The sequence below is a fragment of the Legionella longbeachae genome (assembly GCF_004283175.1).
GTDB lineage: Bacteria > Pseudomonadota > Gammaproteobacteria > Legionellales > Legionellaceae > Legionella > Legionella longbeachae.
The window spans coordinates 161,146-176,487 of the sequence record NZ_RXNW01000012.1; the positions used below are offsets into that span (position 1 = coordinate 161,146).

The following is a 15,342-nucleotide window of genomic DNA, read 5'->3' on the forward strand; positions in this document are numbered from 1 at the left end:
GTAAAATTTTTACTATTTTCAAGAGGAGTCGTTAATGAAAGAATTTTTAGAAGCAATTAAAAGCAATAATTGGATGAAAATAAATGAGCTTTTATCCGAACAAAATGAAAATGCTCTTTCGATACTGGATTGCAATGAGGGGTTCCAACTTGCTGCTCAATTAGGAAATATTCAACTCGTTAAACACTTATTGAATGATTCCAGGGTGAACCCGGCTGCATATAGTAGAGAGGCAATAGAATGGGCCGTTAACCCTTCAAGAACAACAAATCAAGCGTTACAACTTGCTGTGATACATGGACATTTTGATGTTGTAGAAGTATTACTGCGAGATCCTCGAATTGATCCGGCAAATGTAAATTCTATTGTTATAGAGCATGCTGCCCGCTATAACCGTGTACCTATTCTTAAGCGGCTCCTGGAAGACGAGCGTATAGATCCAGCGGCTAATCATTTTCAAAGCTTAAAGGTTGCTATTCAACAAAAACATGATCAGATAATTTTATTTTTAGTTGATTATTATTCTTCTAGAAAAATAAATTATCAAATTCAGCTGAATAAAAAACAGATAGAATATATGTCGAATCTAACTCAAAGAGAATCTTTAAACCCAGTCTATTCTACTTATAGTATGTTTCATTCCAGCTCTTGTAATCACCAAGATACTGTTTATGAGTCTAATTTCGAATATAAAATTTAGGTATCATTACGTGTAAAATTTAATCCATTTGAGCTGTTATGGTGTAATATTGCTCAAATGGATTGATGTGAGGCAGGTATTGGAACATGTTTTTTTCGAATTTTTAGATTCTTTTGGATCTTTTTTGTTCTGTAAGTTGTGCATCGTGATCGTGTATTAACTGCTCTACGTCTTCTGATACAATTTTAACAGCTGCTTGTAAAGGCATAGCCGAGCCATTTACCTTGTCTGTTGTACACGCATTTCCCATTAGTTTCAATGCTCCTCTAAAAGCATCAGAAGGTTGAATTGGTTGAATTGTAACGGTAGAACCCGTTGCTTTTTTACTCCTTGCTTCAACATAATATTCAACTCCTGCGTAGGTTTCAGCAATAGAATGAAAATCTCCTCTAAGAAATGTTGGAATAATCAATGCACCAGCTAGAGTCCGAAGCTTATCTCTGTCTTGTGTGTCATGGGAATAATCTGGTCCTCCTTGGGAACTCAGTACTGCATCCATTGCTGCAAGAGTAAGCGGGGCTGTTCCTGATGTGTGGGCTCGAACAGGAACATTGCTTTCATCTGCAGCACCTATCCAGGATAAATTTGTACCGTCATTATATCTTTGGAATTTCCGCTCAGGTAAGGGAGTTTGCGGCAATAAATCTTCTTGGTCTGCTTCAGATGCCTCTGATACATCTACTGCATTCTGAATTATATCTTGAGCATCATAAATCGTAGCCTGTCCAACATCATCAAACCAGCGGTTCTTATATACGGCATTTATACTGTCAACCAAATGGTGTTTATCCTCAAAATCCTTTATAGCGCTTACGTAATCTCTCAGTCCTATCACTGTATGCTGCATAAGTTTTTGTTCTTCTGTACTCATCGGGTCATTTAAAGGATCAAAGGGTGCTATAGCCCAATCTGCATTTATCATTCGGTATCCTATCGCTGTGAGTACGCTTTCTATACCTGTAATAAGGCGGCTCGGTGAGATTTTTTTAGGATCTGTGTTTAGAAAATTTTTAAAATTTTGGGCATTTTTAAATCCACCACGAGCCATTGCACTTGCACCACCAAGAAGCCATTCAATTCCTTCAACACTACGCCCTGCAAACTGATATTTCAATTTTTCATGAATTCGATAGAGTTGCTCTTTAACTTCATCGTTAGGGTATCTCATGACTGCTCTAGATATAGCTTTAACTTCATTATTAATTTGCTCAAGCTCGGTATCCGCGTGCTCACCCGCATAACCTCGTTTTTTAGGCTCGTAGGGATCTGAGCTTCCGGAGGTAAAGAAACGGCGAAAAGAATCTCTAACTTTCTCCTGACTGGCTTTAAAGAGCGTACTTTGAGCTTTTATCAGTTCAAAGTCTTTTTGATCATAGATTGCTGGATCTATTTGGGGTTTTGATCTCTTAGGCATGATAATCTCCTAATTCAAATTGTAATAACAGGTAAGAGAAATTATATTGTTCATATATTAACCAATTATTAAGGTGTATTTCTCAAAATTGCATTTCCGGAACTTACAGAATCAATAGAATAGATTTTGGTATTGGAGATGTCAGAAAATAAGTTTGAATGTTTCCCATCGTGCTATTTGTCTGGATAATTAAAATGAACGTATGCAGATTTTCCCCGATTGCGATTTACTTTAGGGTATGTAATAGGTTATTTCACTTCTTTTAAGGGGGGGAGTGCTTGTTTTCTCCTTTGAATTTAAGAACTTTGTATGAATTGATTTATAGAAATGTTAGATCGCATCAATATAGGAATTATTTGGCCTATGCTATCACAATCAAGTTTTCTCTTGATATTTTCGAAATGTTTATCCACTGTTCGTTTCGATATATCCAATATATCAGCAATACGATGTACATTAAAACCATGATAATAGAGATAAACAACTTCTTTCTCTTTTAAGGTCAATTGTTTTGCCGACATAAAGTTAAAGGGCAGATTATTAAAATCGAAAACGTTATCATTTACCATTTCTTTTAGTTTTGACGAACTCCTTTGTCGCTCTAAAATCATTTTTTTTAAATTTAAAGAATTATCGGGTATACGCGATGCTGCTTTTTTTGAATTTATTTCAATTATAAAATCTTGAGGCAATATTAGGGTATTGTCTTTAGTTAATAATCGCCTGCTGCGCGTTGCAAGATCTTGACTAATAACTTTTAGGATATCAATGTTGTTAAGAATAAAATTATTGGATTTATGGGCACTGGAAATTGATGCAAAAGTATAAACTTCTGTATAATTTTCATGATTATAGGCAATGTCAAAAAAATAAGTATATTTTTGATCAACTAAAGTCTTTTTGATTGAATTTTCCAACATTTCATCATGTATAATATCTGAGGCATAAAATTCTTTCGGATTGATATCATTACTTAAAATTTGATTAATAAATAAATCATTTTTAAAGAATGCCTCTAAAAGTGGCTTATCAGACATTAACTGCAGACAACGCCCACTCAAATCATAGTAGAAGTAGCCCCAGCAAAATATAGGAGTATTTACGAAAATATGTTGATAGAGACTCCCTAAATAGGAAGTATACACTTTCATATTATTAAGGGCTTTCATGGCCAGCTTCATTAAAAACAAACTTAATATATTAATATTATAGACACTTGAGATAACTTATATGGATTTCTATATAGAGAAAAACAATACGAGCCCTTTCCAAGCTATATTATTAGATCTTCGGTGAGGTTTCTGCAAACTTGCAGAAACCTTACATTTTTGGTTTGTTATCATTACTTGCATATTATTATTTATCATGTCAGGATTTCTGCTTGTGAAATAAATAATAATTAGAACCATTTATACAGTTTCTTTTACCCACTTTCATTCCCTTGTGCAGTTTTAATTAATTATTTAATCAAGATGCATGTTTAAGTTCAACTATATAATTTAAATGTTGGCGTCTCAGCTGATCTCGTATAAGTAGCTCAATTAAAGGCTCTATAGAGTACCCAAGAGCATCAGAAATTTTTTTTGCAAATGCAATCCCAACATCTTTCCTATTATGCTCCACATCACTTAAGAATTGTTTAGAAACCCCTACTCTCTTTGCTAATTCAACTTGCGTTATTTCATCACTTATACGCAATGAATGAATCAAGCTACCAAAGGTCATCTCATTCCAAATATCTTTGGTTGCATCTAAAGCATTTAATGCGTCATTAGGTTTAGTATTCATGTGGCATTACCTCCATAACTTCTACAAATTCAATTGTTCCATTACTTTTAATTATATAAATAGCTCGCAATTGTTTATTTAATCGAATAGAGCGTTGCCCTTTGCGATTACCTAAAAGAGGTTCATCATGCCAGCCAGGACGTTTTCTTGTTTCTTCAAGCCCCGCTTTATTTACTGCAACAAGCCATGCTCGAAAATATATAATGGAGTCCTTTTTAAATCCTTCAAAGCACTCTTTGTAATTTGGACTTCTGTGATCACAATAAATCTCTTTTATTTCAAATAGCACACCTTTTTGGGTGTACTGTCAATTATAGATAACATAACGATGAATTTATTGATCAAGGAATACAGTTAAATACATTTTCTTTGTAGGTTAAAATCTTTAAGATTGCTCCATTCTCTAAGGCAGCTTTATAATCAAACTCAACCTGAACCCCTGGAGGAAAAGTTATCTTTTCTCCACTATTTAGCACATAATGTCCCAAACCTAATGCGCTCAAAGAAACTCTTAATTCCTTTTCTTTCTTATATTTATGGTCTTTAAAATAGCCCTATTCTATAGGGTTACGCGATTCTGTACTTATAATTTCAGACTTTTTGATGTATTTTATAATTCCATAATTTATATCAAATATTTGCTTAATACTCTTTCCACCTATCAAAATCTTTCCTGATTTAAAAATTTGATTTAATTGTTCTCTTAATTTTAAAAAAATAAAAACCAAGCAAACTTTTCCTTTTTTCCCATGTTTGCCATAATTTCTCCAAATAAAATCTGAATTTTCTAAGGAGAAGCAACAAGCATATGTTCTGCTACGTGCTGTATCATAATATTTTTCAGCAGTATAAGTTGGGTCATTTTCAAATATTCCATTGGCATTAACAGCACGGTCATTTGAAAGCTGCTCACCATCACTTAAATCAGCCCCTTTAAAATCTTTATAATTATCAACTCGATTAAAATATAAATACCTTCCTAACACAGAGCGTAAAAATTCTCAATCGTCATAATTTTGAACAATAATTGCTCATCTTTAGGATACTCTAAGAGATATTGATGGGGTTCTACCTTTCCTAAAATCCATTCCATAGAAAGACCGTTATCATTTGAATAATTTAATTATAGTTCTTAGGAAATAAAACGGGGGTTTATTTTACTTTTCTAATTTCACTAAAAAACTTCATATTTTTGAACTAATGATGGTAAATAAATATGGTAAATTATTCTATGTTAATTTATTATTTATTTTATCGAGATATTTAACTACAAAACCATATTATGCTAATCGGATATGCCCGAGTTTCTACTGACGATCAAAATTTAAACTTACAGCATGATGCTTTAAAAAATGCCGGATGCGAACGAATTTTTGATGATCAAATGACAGGAAGTAAAATTCAGCGCCCAGGTTTAGATGCAACTTTACAATTTGCTCGCAGTGGGGATGTAATTGTTGTTTGGCGTCTAGACCGGCTAAGTAGATCGCTGAAAGACTTAATCGAAATGGTCGCTTTACTCGATTCTAAAAAAATTGGATTGAGAAGCCTACATGAATCAATTGATACATCCTCTAGTTCAGGAAAACTAATTTTTCATATATTTGGCGCATTAGCAGAATTTGAACGAAATCTAATTCGTGAAAGAACTCATGCTGGACTACAAGCGGCAAGAGCAAGAGGTAGAAAAGGTGGTCGACCAAAAAAGCTTTCTATGGACAAAGCTAAACTAGCAATTGAAATCTATAATCAAAAAAATCACAGTATCAAACAAATATGCGATTTAATGGGGATATCAAAACCCACTTTATATAAGTACATAAAATTATCGAAACAACTTATAGGGTAATAAATATCAATGAATCAAAGAAATAATGAATATTCTGATGCTGAAAACTTTGAAATAATGGTGTCCCAAATTACCACTCTTCTTGAAGGAGATAAAGCTGAAGTCACGTGGAATGAAAAAATTGCTGATCCCGATAATCCTTCTCAGCAACGCCAAATTGATGTTTTAGTAAGAAAGGACAATCTTAAAACCCTAATTGAATGTCGTTTGCATAAAGCTCCACAGGATGTCAAATGGATAGAAGAACTTATTGGAAGACAACTAAGTCTTAGGGCTCATGCAATAATTGCTGTTTCATCGTCTGGATTTACAAAAGGGGCCATTGCCAAAGCAAAGCAATTTGGCATAAATTTAAGAAACGTTGATGAGTTATCAAGCAATGAAATTCTTACATGGTCTAGGCCTATAAAACTTTCATTATTTTACTGGAGGTTTATTAATTTTAAACTAGATTTGTTTTTCGATAGCAATGATTTAGAGAGTCTAAATAAATTAACTGTAATGGACGAACTGAAAAAACATCCATATCTTCATAATCTATTAACAACTCATTTTAACATTAAAGATAACAGCGGTTTAACTTTACGTGAAAAGCTAGGGAAAACAACTCACTATCAAGCAAATTTAGCTATTGAGAAATTTATTCTATCCGGCAAATTGGTGAAAAGAGTACATATTGACTGTCTTGTAGTCTTAGAAGAATTACCACTCCGTATTCCACAGGTTTTGATTTACAAAGATCCTAGTAACAGCGAGCAAGGAGCCTATATACAAAATTTCAACTTGGGTGAAACAAGAATAATCCATAACGACAATAATATTTGTATTAATTTAGATATTTCCAAATTAAGTCTACCACCTTCGAGTCTCTTCATGTACGCAGATATTAGTAGTCCAGAGACTGTGAACGTAGAATATTTGGAGTTGATTGGTGCCGAAAATTTGCAAGTAAAAGGAAATCAAATAAATTTCGAAATTAATCTAATTAGAGCCTAACAGAACTAGGGAGTGTAGATTGAATAACAGACTCGGTTGCAAAAACTACAACGCAAACAAAGTATTACTTTCTCGATATATCCAGTATCATGTTGCTCTTTAACATTAAAAGATGCTATAGGCGAGTCTTTACATTTATGGTTTACAAATTATTTTGGGGATAATATTCATTTCCTTAGTTGCATGGACAAAGGAAGAGATAATCCACAAAAGTTGCATGATGTGCCCTCTAACCTTTTCTTTTTTCTGTATTTTATTAAAATTAGTCTTTAGTTCTTGATAGGATAAAAAAGAACAAACTAATATACAATTCCTATATAATTGAGGGCGTTTTTGAATATTTATCAAATATTCTTTTACAAGTTTTAAATCTCCACGTCTTACTCTTGCGATACATGATTTCGAATCTTTATATTTTTTAATAAATTTTGCCTTTTTTTGATTTATAAAACCTTCGGGCGAAAAGTACATGTTTCCAAGATTCTTTATTGCTTGGCCTACCACTTCATGAAGATTTGAGGCTGAAGTACTTTCTTTGCCATATTTTGAGTGTATGAAATTAATACTAGGATTTGATGAGTTAAAACTAATGTGATCAGCCCACTCAGTTCCGAGGTCATCACAAAAGAGATAATCTTCATTTATATATATGTTCTCTACAATCGAAAAGACTGAGTTTTCGTCAAAGGATGTAGAATTTGATTTTACCTCACCTTTTTCAGTTGTGGCTTTTTGAAGGTCTTGGGTAGGACTAAAAATTTCTAATATACTATTAATTTCAGAAATACCAGATACATTTTCAAAACAAAAATTCATATAGTACATGTATTTTGGGTCATCAAAACAAATTGTAAATAAACCTTTATTAATTATATAACGCTGTAATGAGTCAAGTTTATCTTCCTTCTTGATTTTAAACCTATGCAATGGAAATGAATCAAATGAAAGTGTACCTTTATTCCTGTTGATTTTAGTTGATCTAACCCCTTTTACGACATCATTTTCGATTTCATAAACCTTACTTAATTTACGCTTTAATATGTCGTATAATCTTGGAGTGATTTTGGCGATAACTTTAGAGTCTTTGTTAATATGAAAAATTTCACTATCTTCCTCTCTCAGAGCATCAAACAATGCATCCGTTTCAATCAAAATCGCAGAAGGGTTTGAAATCTCTAATACTTGAGCAATTTCAATAGGTTTGGCGAAGGTTTTTAAAAAATTATTCGTTCTTCCTTGATCCAAAAATTTCGTTTGTTCATTAGCCCAGAAAACAATTTCATCCAAAGTTTTTCTCGTGGAATACTCAGTAACTCTACTTGAACTAGTTGTAACTGATTTTACGCTACCCTTTTCCGCTATTTTAAAATAATATGGAATCGAACTACCTGCTGAGTGGGTTGACAATACTCCTATTAGATCACTCGCTTCATAACTTCTGGATCGAAGTGCCTTATTAGATATACTCATATTACGTAAAGACAGCTTTTTAAAAGAGGATGTATTCCCAATCATATCTACCATTTTTTTATACTCGATATTTCTAAAATACCGTTCTAAAGTTGTCTTAAATGAAGAACAGCTTTTTTTAAGAATAACTAAATAATCGTTAACTTCTATCAGTACGATAAAAGCATAAATTTGATCCTTCAATTGAGAATCATCAAGAAAAAATACTTTTTTTTCTGTCAAAAACACCCGAATTGAAACTTTACAGTTTATTCCATTACATCTATGTGCAGCCCTAAATTTATCAATCAGGAAATCAGCTTCCAATTTCTTATTGCTTGAAGCAGTATCAAGAATTTCTTTAATATTAAGATCATTAAAAAATACACCTTCTCTAGGTTTATAAAATTGAGCACTTTGGGATAAAATTACAGTATCTATGTCCATGATTTTTTCACAAACTTGTTTTCAAGTCCTTTGAAAGTAGTTAAATTATAGACTTGTATACTATTCTATCAAGCTAGCTGTACCAGATAGTGTTATGGTTAAGAGATTAGGTGCTTAACTGAAGTCTAACCTTAACCTCTAAAACCTGGCTCAAAAAACATCATTTGTAACTTCTTTTGCCGAACACTAACCATTAATATATTTATAAAGTGTGGTCTTTCCTACGCCAAATATTTTATAAATACCCTTAATTGAAACGGTTTTATGGATTCATGTTTTCTATCAAAAGAGTGTACTCAATTTGTATAAAAACAGGTTTTAAAATAATTAAATTATTCATAGCCTACCTAGAATAATCTTTTATTACAAAAATGGAACAAATAGTTTTTATTCTTAGTCCATACTTAAAATTAACATTAAAGGGAATTTATTATGTATTGGATAACTACTAATGAAAATTATTTTAATCAACAAAAAGTAGAAGCACTATCTGAGAAGGAGCTAAAAGAACTGATTAAAATTCGTCGATTGATTAATTCGAACAGGTCGTTCTTATTTAATATGGATTATTTAATACAAAATTACGTTGATTTTGAATTGGAATTATATAAAGCTTCCCTTTTATATCAAACTTATCCTTATGATAGAGCAGTTATCGAAGAGAACATTAGGAAAATAAATTTAAAATTAATTAATCTATTTTCTACAAGTAAGGCTTTTATAGATAAAGGTCATTCATTAATAAAACGAATAATAAATAACGATTATTTTACCAAAAGAACTCATTTTTATTACGATAAGTTTTTTAGTTATCGCCTTATAGAAGCTTTGAGAAATTCAACCCAGCATTCAGATGATCCTCTCGATATTTTAAAATTCAATAGCGCCTCGATTTCCGGGAATTCAATAACAACAGTCATGCCTTTTGTTGACACTGAACGATTGAGGTTGAATAAAAAATTTAAAATCTCAATATTACCTCCAGATTCAATTCATATCAATTTAACATTATGTGTTAGACAATATGTAGAATGTCTATCAAAGGTTTATAATGAGTCAATTAAAGAAGTACAGCCAATTATTAAACACCAAATTGAAAATGCAAAAGAAATTCTGCTCAAAAAAAATTTAAATACAGAAACTAAAAATATTCTTATTTTTTTTAACACCGATCTAAAACATCAAATCAGTATAGATTTATTAAAGTTTAATCTACTGTCTAAGAAATATGGACAGTTAAATAAGTTATCTAAATGTAATGTAAGCTCCCAAATATCACAAAAAGATCTGGCTTTGCTCAAAGACATGGATAAAAGATATTCAAAATAAATGATGTAAATTTCTTTAGCTTGAGGGCACGTTTTTAATGGGCAATTATTCAATTTCGCGCATATGATTGTGCTTCCAACAACCTAATTGCTGACTAGCAAAGTGGTTCCCAACTGGGAAAAGACAAAAGCATTTCTTGATTAAAAGCGTGGTTATACCTTACTGTTTGTAATGTAATTTTGCGTGCCGCAATGGTGCCTTTGAAAATACAATGAAAATAAATAGTAATCAATCAGTTATAATCAATGGGTCAGACTAGATCGAATTAAAAATTTATTTAGAATAAGTTTTATATTTTCATTTTATAATCAATTGGGTATGACCCAGATCCAAACAGAAAGCTAATTAAAAGGAATTTTGACTAATGGATTTAAATATTTTCGGTGAGATTAAAAATTTTTTTTTAGCCCATTTTAATAATAAATGGATAACAACAGTAGGAATTCTCATAAGTGCAGGGTTGGGGGTTTTTAACCTTTGGCACTTGAAAAAAGCAGAACAAATTAGAACCGATGAAATGCTATTTCAAAAAGTTATCCCTCAAATGAAAGAAATAATTAAACAACTTACAGAACTGTCATTTAACAAAAATAATGATGCATCTACTTGGAGTATTCTAATCGAACAATTAGCTGCTTTTCATAATATTGCTATAAAAATAAGTAATTTTGAATTTAGACAGCTATATTGTGTGGAACTTAATGCTTTTTCATTAGGATTATATAATTTAATGAAAAATATCGACGATTATCGATTTTTTTATGGTATAGAAAATTACCAAAAATATGATGGGAAAATTTTGCACAATGAATCTCGAAAATGCTTATGCAATATCTCACCCAATGTTATTGGCTGTATTTTACAATTTCTATTCATTTTTAATGGGGTAAGGGGTGATTATTTATCAAATAAAAAAGAAATCGATAAATCTTTAGTCTCCATTCATTATGGCTGGACTGAAGATTTACCTCCTCAATCTGATGTTGAATCAATGGCATCCCCCTATAAACAAATGTATACATACGTTAATGAATGGAGCTCTTATAAAAATAAAGAGTCCGAGATGAATATTTAAATATTTCAGAAACTCTTACAGCATCTTATGAAAATAATTATTTATCAAATTGAACTCATCAATAACTAAGGCTTAAATCACTGTATGTACAATTTTAATATCTTATTATCTACTCAACGCTTCTCGTTAGAGTTCATTTACTTAATTCTTCTAAATCAAAACAAACTTTGATTTTAGGATAGAGATTTGGAACCGATTTAGAAACTAAAATATAGGAATAATGACGTTACTATATTCCGTCCACAAACCCATCATTTTATGGATGGATTATTTTGATTGGATTTATAGGTTATCCTTAATATTGCTCTTTCCTCGAATAACCGTACGGCTTTGTTTCCTAACCCAATAAATAACCAACTTTCGGGGCGACTTATTATTAATACTATTATGTTGACCATTAGAAACCACCCTATAGTGCCAAGTAAATGCCCGATAAATATGCCAAGAAAAAAGGGTGGAATGTACCCAAGCAAAAATATAAATTAAGAAATTGGTCTGAATACAATGACGCATTAATGCGTCGTGGCGATATCACCATTCGGTTGTCTGCTGATGCGGTCGCCCAGTGGTATGAACGGGAGCGAGTTTATGATGGTACAGGTACTCCAAGACGTTTCACTGATTTTGCGATTATCGCCTGTCATGAAATACGCCAGGTATATAGATTACCTTTGCGGCAACCCCAAGGATTTATAAATTCTCTATTTCGGTTAATGGGGTTTCCTCTTTCCTGCCCTAATTTCAGTTGCATAAGTAAGCGGTTAAAAGAGTTAAAAATCAAAGTACCGAAGTATAAAAAAACAGATAAGCCTCTGGATAGAGTACATGCTATAGCTATTGACTCCACTGGGTTAAAGCGCTTCGAACGTGGCGAATGGCACCAGGAAAAGTATGAGCTATCCAGCAAAGCCAGTTGGTGTAAACTTCACGTGGGTGTTAATCAAAATCATTACTTTGAAGCCTGTGAATTAACGGACCGATTCACTCACGATGACCAGCTAGTTAAACTATTGCTTGCGCAAATTAATGAACCAATTGACCATTTTTCAGGTGATGGTGCTTATGATGAAGCACCTATTTATGACGCTCTATTTGCCCACTTACCTAACGTGGATGTGCTCATTCCTCCCCGTAGTAACGCAGTTTTAAGTGATAATTCAGCGACCATGAGAAATCGAAACATTCAAGAAATCAATGACCATGGCAGAATGCAGTGGCAGAAACAGAGGGAATATGGTCGAAGAAACTACTCGGAGCTTGGCGTGCAGCGGTATCAAAAAATACTGGGGGATTCACTACATGTCAGAGAGATAACTAGTCAAAAACAAGAGGCGATAATTGGCTGTGGCGTGATCAATAAAATGACCTCATTGGGAATCCCTGAAAGCTACAGATCTGCCTAAATTTTGAATAAGTCTCCAGGGCATGGGGTTAGGAAACAACGCGCTTGGGAGGAGTATCTATAATTATTTATTGGGATAATAGATGTACTTCACTTAGCGCTTACTGTACAGCCGTAATTTTGTCCTTAAGAAACGGAGCCCATTGGCGAGTTAATAGTTGGCTTCTCTACTTTTTCTGTTTGAGTTTCCAACATCTTCTCTTTCATTTGATGAAGCATTTTTTTCATCTCGTGCAAAGTATCATGATGTTGTTGGGGAGGGATGGTCGTTGCGTGCTGTCTTTCTAACTTAATAGTAAACTCTTTAAGGGTATCACCATGTTGCTGATGCACATTTTTCTGTTCTGATGACATCTTCTCTAAATCAATACTGCTACTCTGATGTAGTTGGCTAACCGCTTCATGTAATAACGAAACTTCTTCGTGTAACTTTTGAACGCGATGTCTTTCGAATGCATCATGCATACCCGCTAAATCATGATGTTGATCTTTAAGTGCTTCGATAAAATTTGTATTGTCGGTATCTGCAGCAATTGCGGCGATCAGGGCTTCTTTTTCTGCAACTGATTGGTATTCATTTGATACTTTTATGCATTCTAATTTTTTAACATCATCAAGACTAGAAATCAGGTTAGCAAGAATTTTACTATCCAAATGAGCTAATGTGCGACCTCGTTCAGTACTATCTTTGCATGAATCTACTAACTCAACCAGCATATCTCTTGATTCTTGGATAGGGAGTGTTTCTAAAATGGTACTTAGAAGATTCGATGGAAGATCTAAAATGGACTTGCTACTGTTCTTCTGAACAAGGTCTAATAGTACATTTTTGGGGAATAATTCCAGGATAGTTTTTAGTGATGCTGGATTTGTTTTCAATGCGATTTGCAGTAGATTTTGACCAACTTTATGCTTTTGATCCGGTAGGCTTATAATGGGCTTTTGTAGCACAAAATTTATCCTATTTTCTTTAGGTACGTATTCAAGGATCTGGCTTAAAACATTCGGATGAAAAACTAGGTTATCCAATAAATGAAGATGATGTTCTTGAGCACCGCTAAATAATACATCTTCAAGTGTACCAAGTTTCCCCTCTTGACTCGGGATGATTAAACCGCGGGAGGATAACTCCTTAAGAACACTCGGGACTCGCTCTATATCATGCTCTAGTAACAGTACGAGTTGCCTATGAGCAAAATCCAGCCCTGGATTAGGTTCGGTCGTTGAACTCGAATAATAGTCCAACACCTCACCTACTATCGTTGTATATTGTTCTTCCTCTGCCAAAGCATAGAGCATATTACCAGACACCAATTGTTTCTCAGGCGAATCAATCCCAGCCCCTATCAGTAAAGGAACTACTTTTAAAAAGATCTTAGTTTGCTCTGAGTCTAATCCAACCAAAAGACTCATCATTAGCCTCTCAGGATTAGGCTCTTGAGAAAAGAAGGCCAATATTTGTTTATGTATTTTATTGCCTGGTTTCGCTAATTCGCTGACCATATCAGATGGTAATTGCAAGAAACTCTTAATAGCTTTAGCACTATTAACAGCGATATCAACTTTAAGGTCCTTCAATAATTCGGGGGTTAAAACTAGAGGCTTGCTCAAAGAGCGACTCCAGGAAAGCAAATGAGATTGGTCATCGCTGAGCATTGTTTTTTCAAGTATCGATTTCACTGAAACGTTTGGAACGATCCATTCACCTTGCTTATTATAAGCACCGCTCTTTAGCATACTTTGCTGTTCTTCTATAGCGGATTTCTGGATATATATCGATGCCAACTTAACTCTTAGAAACTCCTCTGGTTGTCCTTTCAAACTTTTCTCAGGCTCCTTTGTAAAGGTCGCCTTGCCCTCCAATACTCTATTCAATGCTTGTTCCAGCTGTAAATTTTCCTCTGTTAAAGAAGCGATACGCACCTGACGTAGCTCATCAACGGTATCAAGCTTTACTCCAGGCATTAAATAATCAAATGGTGTTTTACGTGGTTGACTCGGCTTTAAATGCTGGTTCTCGTGGACAGCTAAAGATTCGGCTAATGCAATACAGAGCTTAGTTTCTTCACTATCAGGAGTATTATTGTAACTTAATACCGTGTTCTTAGTGAGTTGCCAATTATCCGTGAGAAATTTACTTAATTGTTCGTAGTACTCTACGCTATTGCTTATAGTATCTAGGCGTTCTAACTCTTGTTTCAGCTGCGCTCTATAGGCAAGTACTACTTGGTCTTTAATTGGGGCTTTATCGTTATTTTTTGTTCCCCAATGTTGATATAGCTTTTCTATTTCTACTGGAATCATTATATTATCTCCCTGTCCCATTATTAATCAGAATAGACTAAACAATGAGCGGATGCATAATGACTATAGTGTTTTAAATTTTAAATGACGGATTTATAGAGAGCCTATCCGAAAAATCGGTGGCATAGCCCGAACCGAGCCGAAACCGGTTAAAAATTGACGGCTCAATACTTTCTCAATTTGGCGTTGTTTCCTATAAGTCATGCCCTACTTCTCTTTGGAAAAAATTGATGGATTTCGCTAAGTCATTCTTTTTAGCTTGCTCCGTTTTTTCAGGCGACCCTTTCACATGGACTGAATAATAATAAGACAGTCACGCCGATAAAGAATTGGTATCAAAATGAACATCTAAAGGATGGAAAATCTTATCTATCACAAACTTTCGATTTTTCGGATTTTGGTGATCCAGTAAACTCATGATGTCCCTTTTTTGTTTTTTCCCCATTATAACCAATTTGAGATAGATAAGGTACCGGCCTGTTGTAAAAGATGAGGAAACTTTACACACTCTGATAAAAAGGATCTAATCCATCAATTTTAATTGAATAACAAGAAGTTAAATGCAAGGAAGAATTCTCGACAAATCCCA

At 33.5% G+C, this 15,342-nt stretch carries 13 protein-coding genes; 6 read left to right on the forward strand and 7 right to left on the reverse strand.

Features of this window, described 5'->3' with window-relative positions:
• Positions 1-34: 34 nt before the first annotated feature.
• Positions 35-700 carry an ankyrin repeat domain-containing protein gene (locus EKG34_RS13250; RefSeq protein ID WP_003631578.1) on the forward strand — a complete coding sequence of 222 codons (666 nt, stop codon included), beginning with the start codon at positions 35-37 and terminating at the stop codon, positions 698-700.
• A gap of 103 nt (positions 701-803) precedes the next feature.
• Here the strand turns inward: EKG34_RS13250 and EKG34_RS13255 are convergent, their stop codons facing one another.
• From EKG34_RS13255 to EKG34_RS13275, 5 genes are all read right to left on the reverse strand, one after another.
• Entirely contained in the window at positions 804-2,114 is a 1,311-nt protein-coding gene (locus tag EKG34_RS13255) for a hypothetical protein (protein WP_003631577.1), read from the reverse strand.
• A 296-nt stretch (positions 2,115-2,410) separates the two neighbouring features.
• Entirely contained in the window at positions 2,411-3,283 is an 873-nt protein-coding gene (locus EKG34_RS13260) for a helix-turn-helix transcriptional regulator (protein ID WP_003631576.1), read from the reverse strand.
• 298 nt (positions 3,284-3,581) lie between these two features.
• Positions 3,582-3,902: a helix-turn-helix transcriptional regulator gene (locus EKG34_RS13265; protein ID WP_003631575.1), complete on the reverse strand. Its 321-nt coding sequence runs from the start codon at positions 3,900-3,902 to the stop codon at positions 3,582-3,584.
• Positions 3,892-4,191: a hypothetical protein gene (locus EKG34_RS13270; protein WP_003631574.1), complete on the reverse strand. Its 300-nt coding sequence runs from the start codon at positions 4,189-4,191 to the stop codon at positions 3,892-3,894. Before EKG34_RS13270 ends, EKG34_RS13265 begins: the two co-directional genes overlap by 11 nt.
• A 265-nt stretch (positions 4,192-4,456) precedes the next feature.
• A complete protein-coding gene (locus EKG34_RS13275) occupies positions 4,457-4,888 on the reverse strand; it encodes a hypothetical protein (RefSeq protein WP_003631571.1) in 432 nt (143 codons plus the stop codon).
• A gap of 296 nt (positions 4,889-5,184) precedes the next feature.
• On the opposite strand from EKG34_RS13275, the gene EKG34_RS13280 reads away from it, so the two are divergent.
• Both EKG34_RS13280 and EKG34_RS13285 read left to right on the forward strand, forming a co-directional pair.
• Positions 5,185-5,751, forward strand: a complete 567-nt coding sequence (locus EKG34_RS13280) for a recombinase family protein (protein WP_004450378.1) — start codon at positions 5,185-5,187, stop codon at positions 5,749-5,751.
• A gap of 9 nt (positions 5,752-5,760) precedes the next feature.
• A complete protein-coding gene (locus EKG34_RS13285) occupies positions 5,761-6,747 on the forward strand; it encodes a restriction endonuclease (protein ID WP_004450376.1) in 987 nt (328 codons plus the stop codon).
• Positions 6,748-6,882: 135 nt separating this feature from the next.
• Here the strand turns inward: EKG34_RS13285 and EKG34_RS13290 are convergent, their stop codons facing one another.
• Positions 6,883-8,643 (reverse strand): hypothetical protein, encoded by a 1,761-nt coding sequence (locus tag EKG34_RS13290; RefSeq protein ID WP_004450374.1) that lies wholly within the window; start codon positions 8,641-8,643, stop codon positions 6,883-6,885.
• A 432-nt stretch (positions 8,644-9,075) separates the two neighbouring features.
• Between EKG34_RS13290 and EKG34_RS13295 the strand changes: the two genes are divergently transcribed.
• The 3 genes from EKG34_RS13295 to EKG34_RS13305 all read left to right on the forward strand — a co-directional run bounded on the left by EKG34_RS13295 (position 9,076) and on the right by EKG34_RS13305 (position 12,450).
• A complete protein-coding gene (locus tag EKG34_RS13295; RefSeq protein ID WP_004450372.1) occupies positions 9,076-9,972 on the forward strand; it encodes a hypothetical protein in 897 nt (298 codons plus the stop codon).
• Between the two features lie 364 nt (positions 9,973-10,336).
• The gene (locus tag EKG34_RS13300; RefSeq protein ID WP_004450363.1) at positions 10,337-11,047 is read left to right on the forward strand and encodes a hypothetical protein; all 711 of its coding nucleotides are present in this window, start codon (positions 10,337-10,339) and stop codon (positions 11,045-11,047) included.
• 425 nt (positions 11,048-11,472) lie between these two features.
• A complete protein-coding gene (locus EKG34_RS13305) occupies positions 11,473-12,450 on the forward strand; it encodes an IS5-like element ISLlo3 family transposase (protein WP_004450362.1) in 978 nt (325 codons plus the stop codon).
• Between the two features lie 125 nt (positions 12,451-12,575).
• Here the strand turns inward: EKG34_RS13305 and EKG34_RS13310 are convergent, their stop codons facing one another.
• The gene (locus tag EKG34_RS13310; RefSeq protein ID WP_004450356.1) at positions 12,576-14,753 is read right to left on the reverse strand and encodes a hypothetical protein; all 2,178 of its coding nucleotides are present in this window, start codon (positions 14,751-14,753) and stop codon (positions 12,576-12,578) included.
• Positions 14,754-15,342: the final 589 nt, after the last annotated feature.

Excerpts from the sequence above, each read along its gene's own strand:
- EKG34_RS13290 (WP_004450374.1), bottom strand. The coding sequence starts at position 8,643 with ATGGACATAGATACTGTAATTTTATCCCAAAGTGCTCAATTTTATAAA.
- EKG34_RS13280 (WP_004450378.1), top strand. The coding sequence starts at position 5,185 with ATGCTAATCGGATATGCCCGAGTTTCTACTGACGATCAAAATTTAAAC.
- EKG34_RS13300 (WP_004450363.1), top strand. The coding sequence starts at position 10,337 with ATGGATTTAAATATTTTCGGTGAGATTAAAAATTTTTTTTTAGCCCAT.
- EKG34_RS13255 (WP_003631577.1), bottom strand. The coding sequence starts at position 2,114 with ATGCCTAAGAGATCAAAACCCCAAATAGATCCAGCAATCTATGATCAA.
- EKG34_RS13305 (WP_004450362.1), top strand. The coding sequence starts at position 11,473 with ATGCCCGATAAATATGCCAAGAAAAAAGGGTGGAATGTACCCAAGCAA.
- EKG34_RS13265 (WP_003631575.1), bottom strand. The coding sequence starts at position 3,902 with ATGAATACTAAACCTAATGACGCATTAAATGCTTTAGATGCAACCAAA.
- EKG34_RS13285 (WP_004450376.1), top strand. The coding sequence starts at position 5,761 with ATGAATCAAAGAAATAATGAATATTCTGATGCTGAAAACTTTGAAATA.
- EKG34_RS13310 (WP_004450356.1), bottom strand. The coding sequence starts at position 14,753 with ATGATTCCAGTAGAAATAGAAAAGCTATATCAACATTGGGGAACAAAA.
- EKG34_RS13260 (WP_003631576.1), bottom strand. The coding sequence starts at position 3,283 with ATGAAAGCCCTTAATAATATGAAAGTGTATACTTCCTATTTAGGGAGT.
- EKG34_RS13295 (WP_004450372.1), top strand. The coding sequence starts at position 9,076 with ATGTATTGGATAACTACTAATGAAAATTATTTTAATCAACAAAAAGTA.
- EKG34_RS13250 (WP_003631578.1), top strand. The coding sequence starts at position 35 with ATGAAAGAATTTTTAGAAGCAATTAAAAGCAATAATTGGATGAAAATA.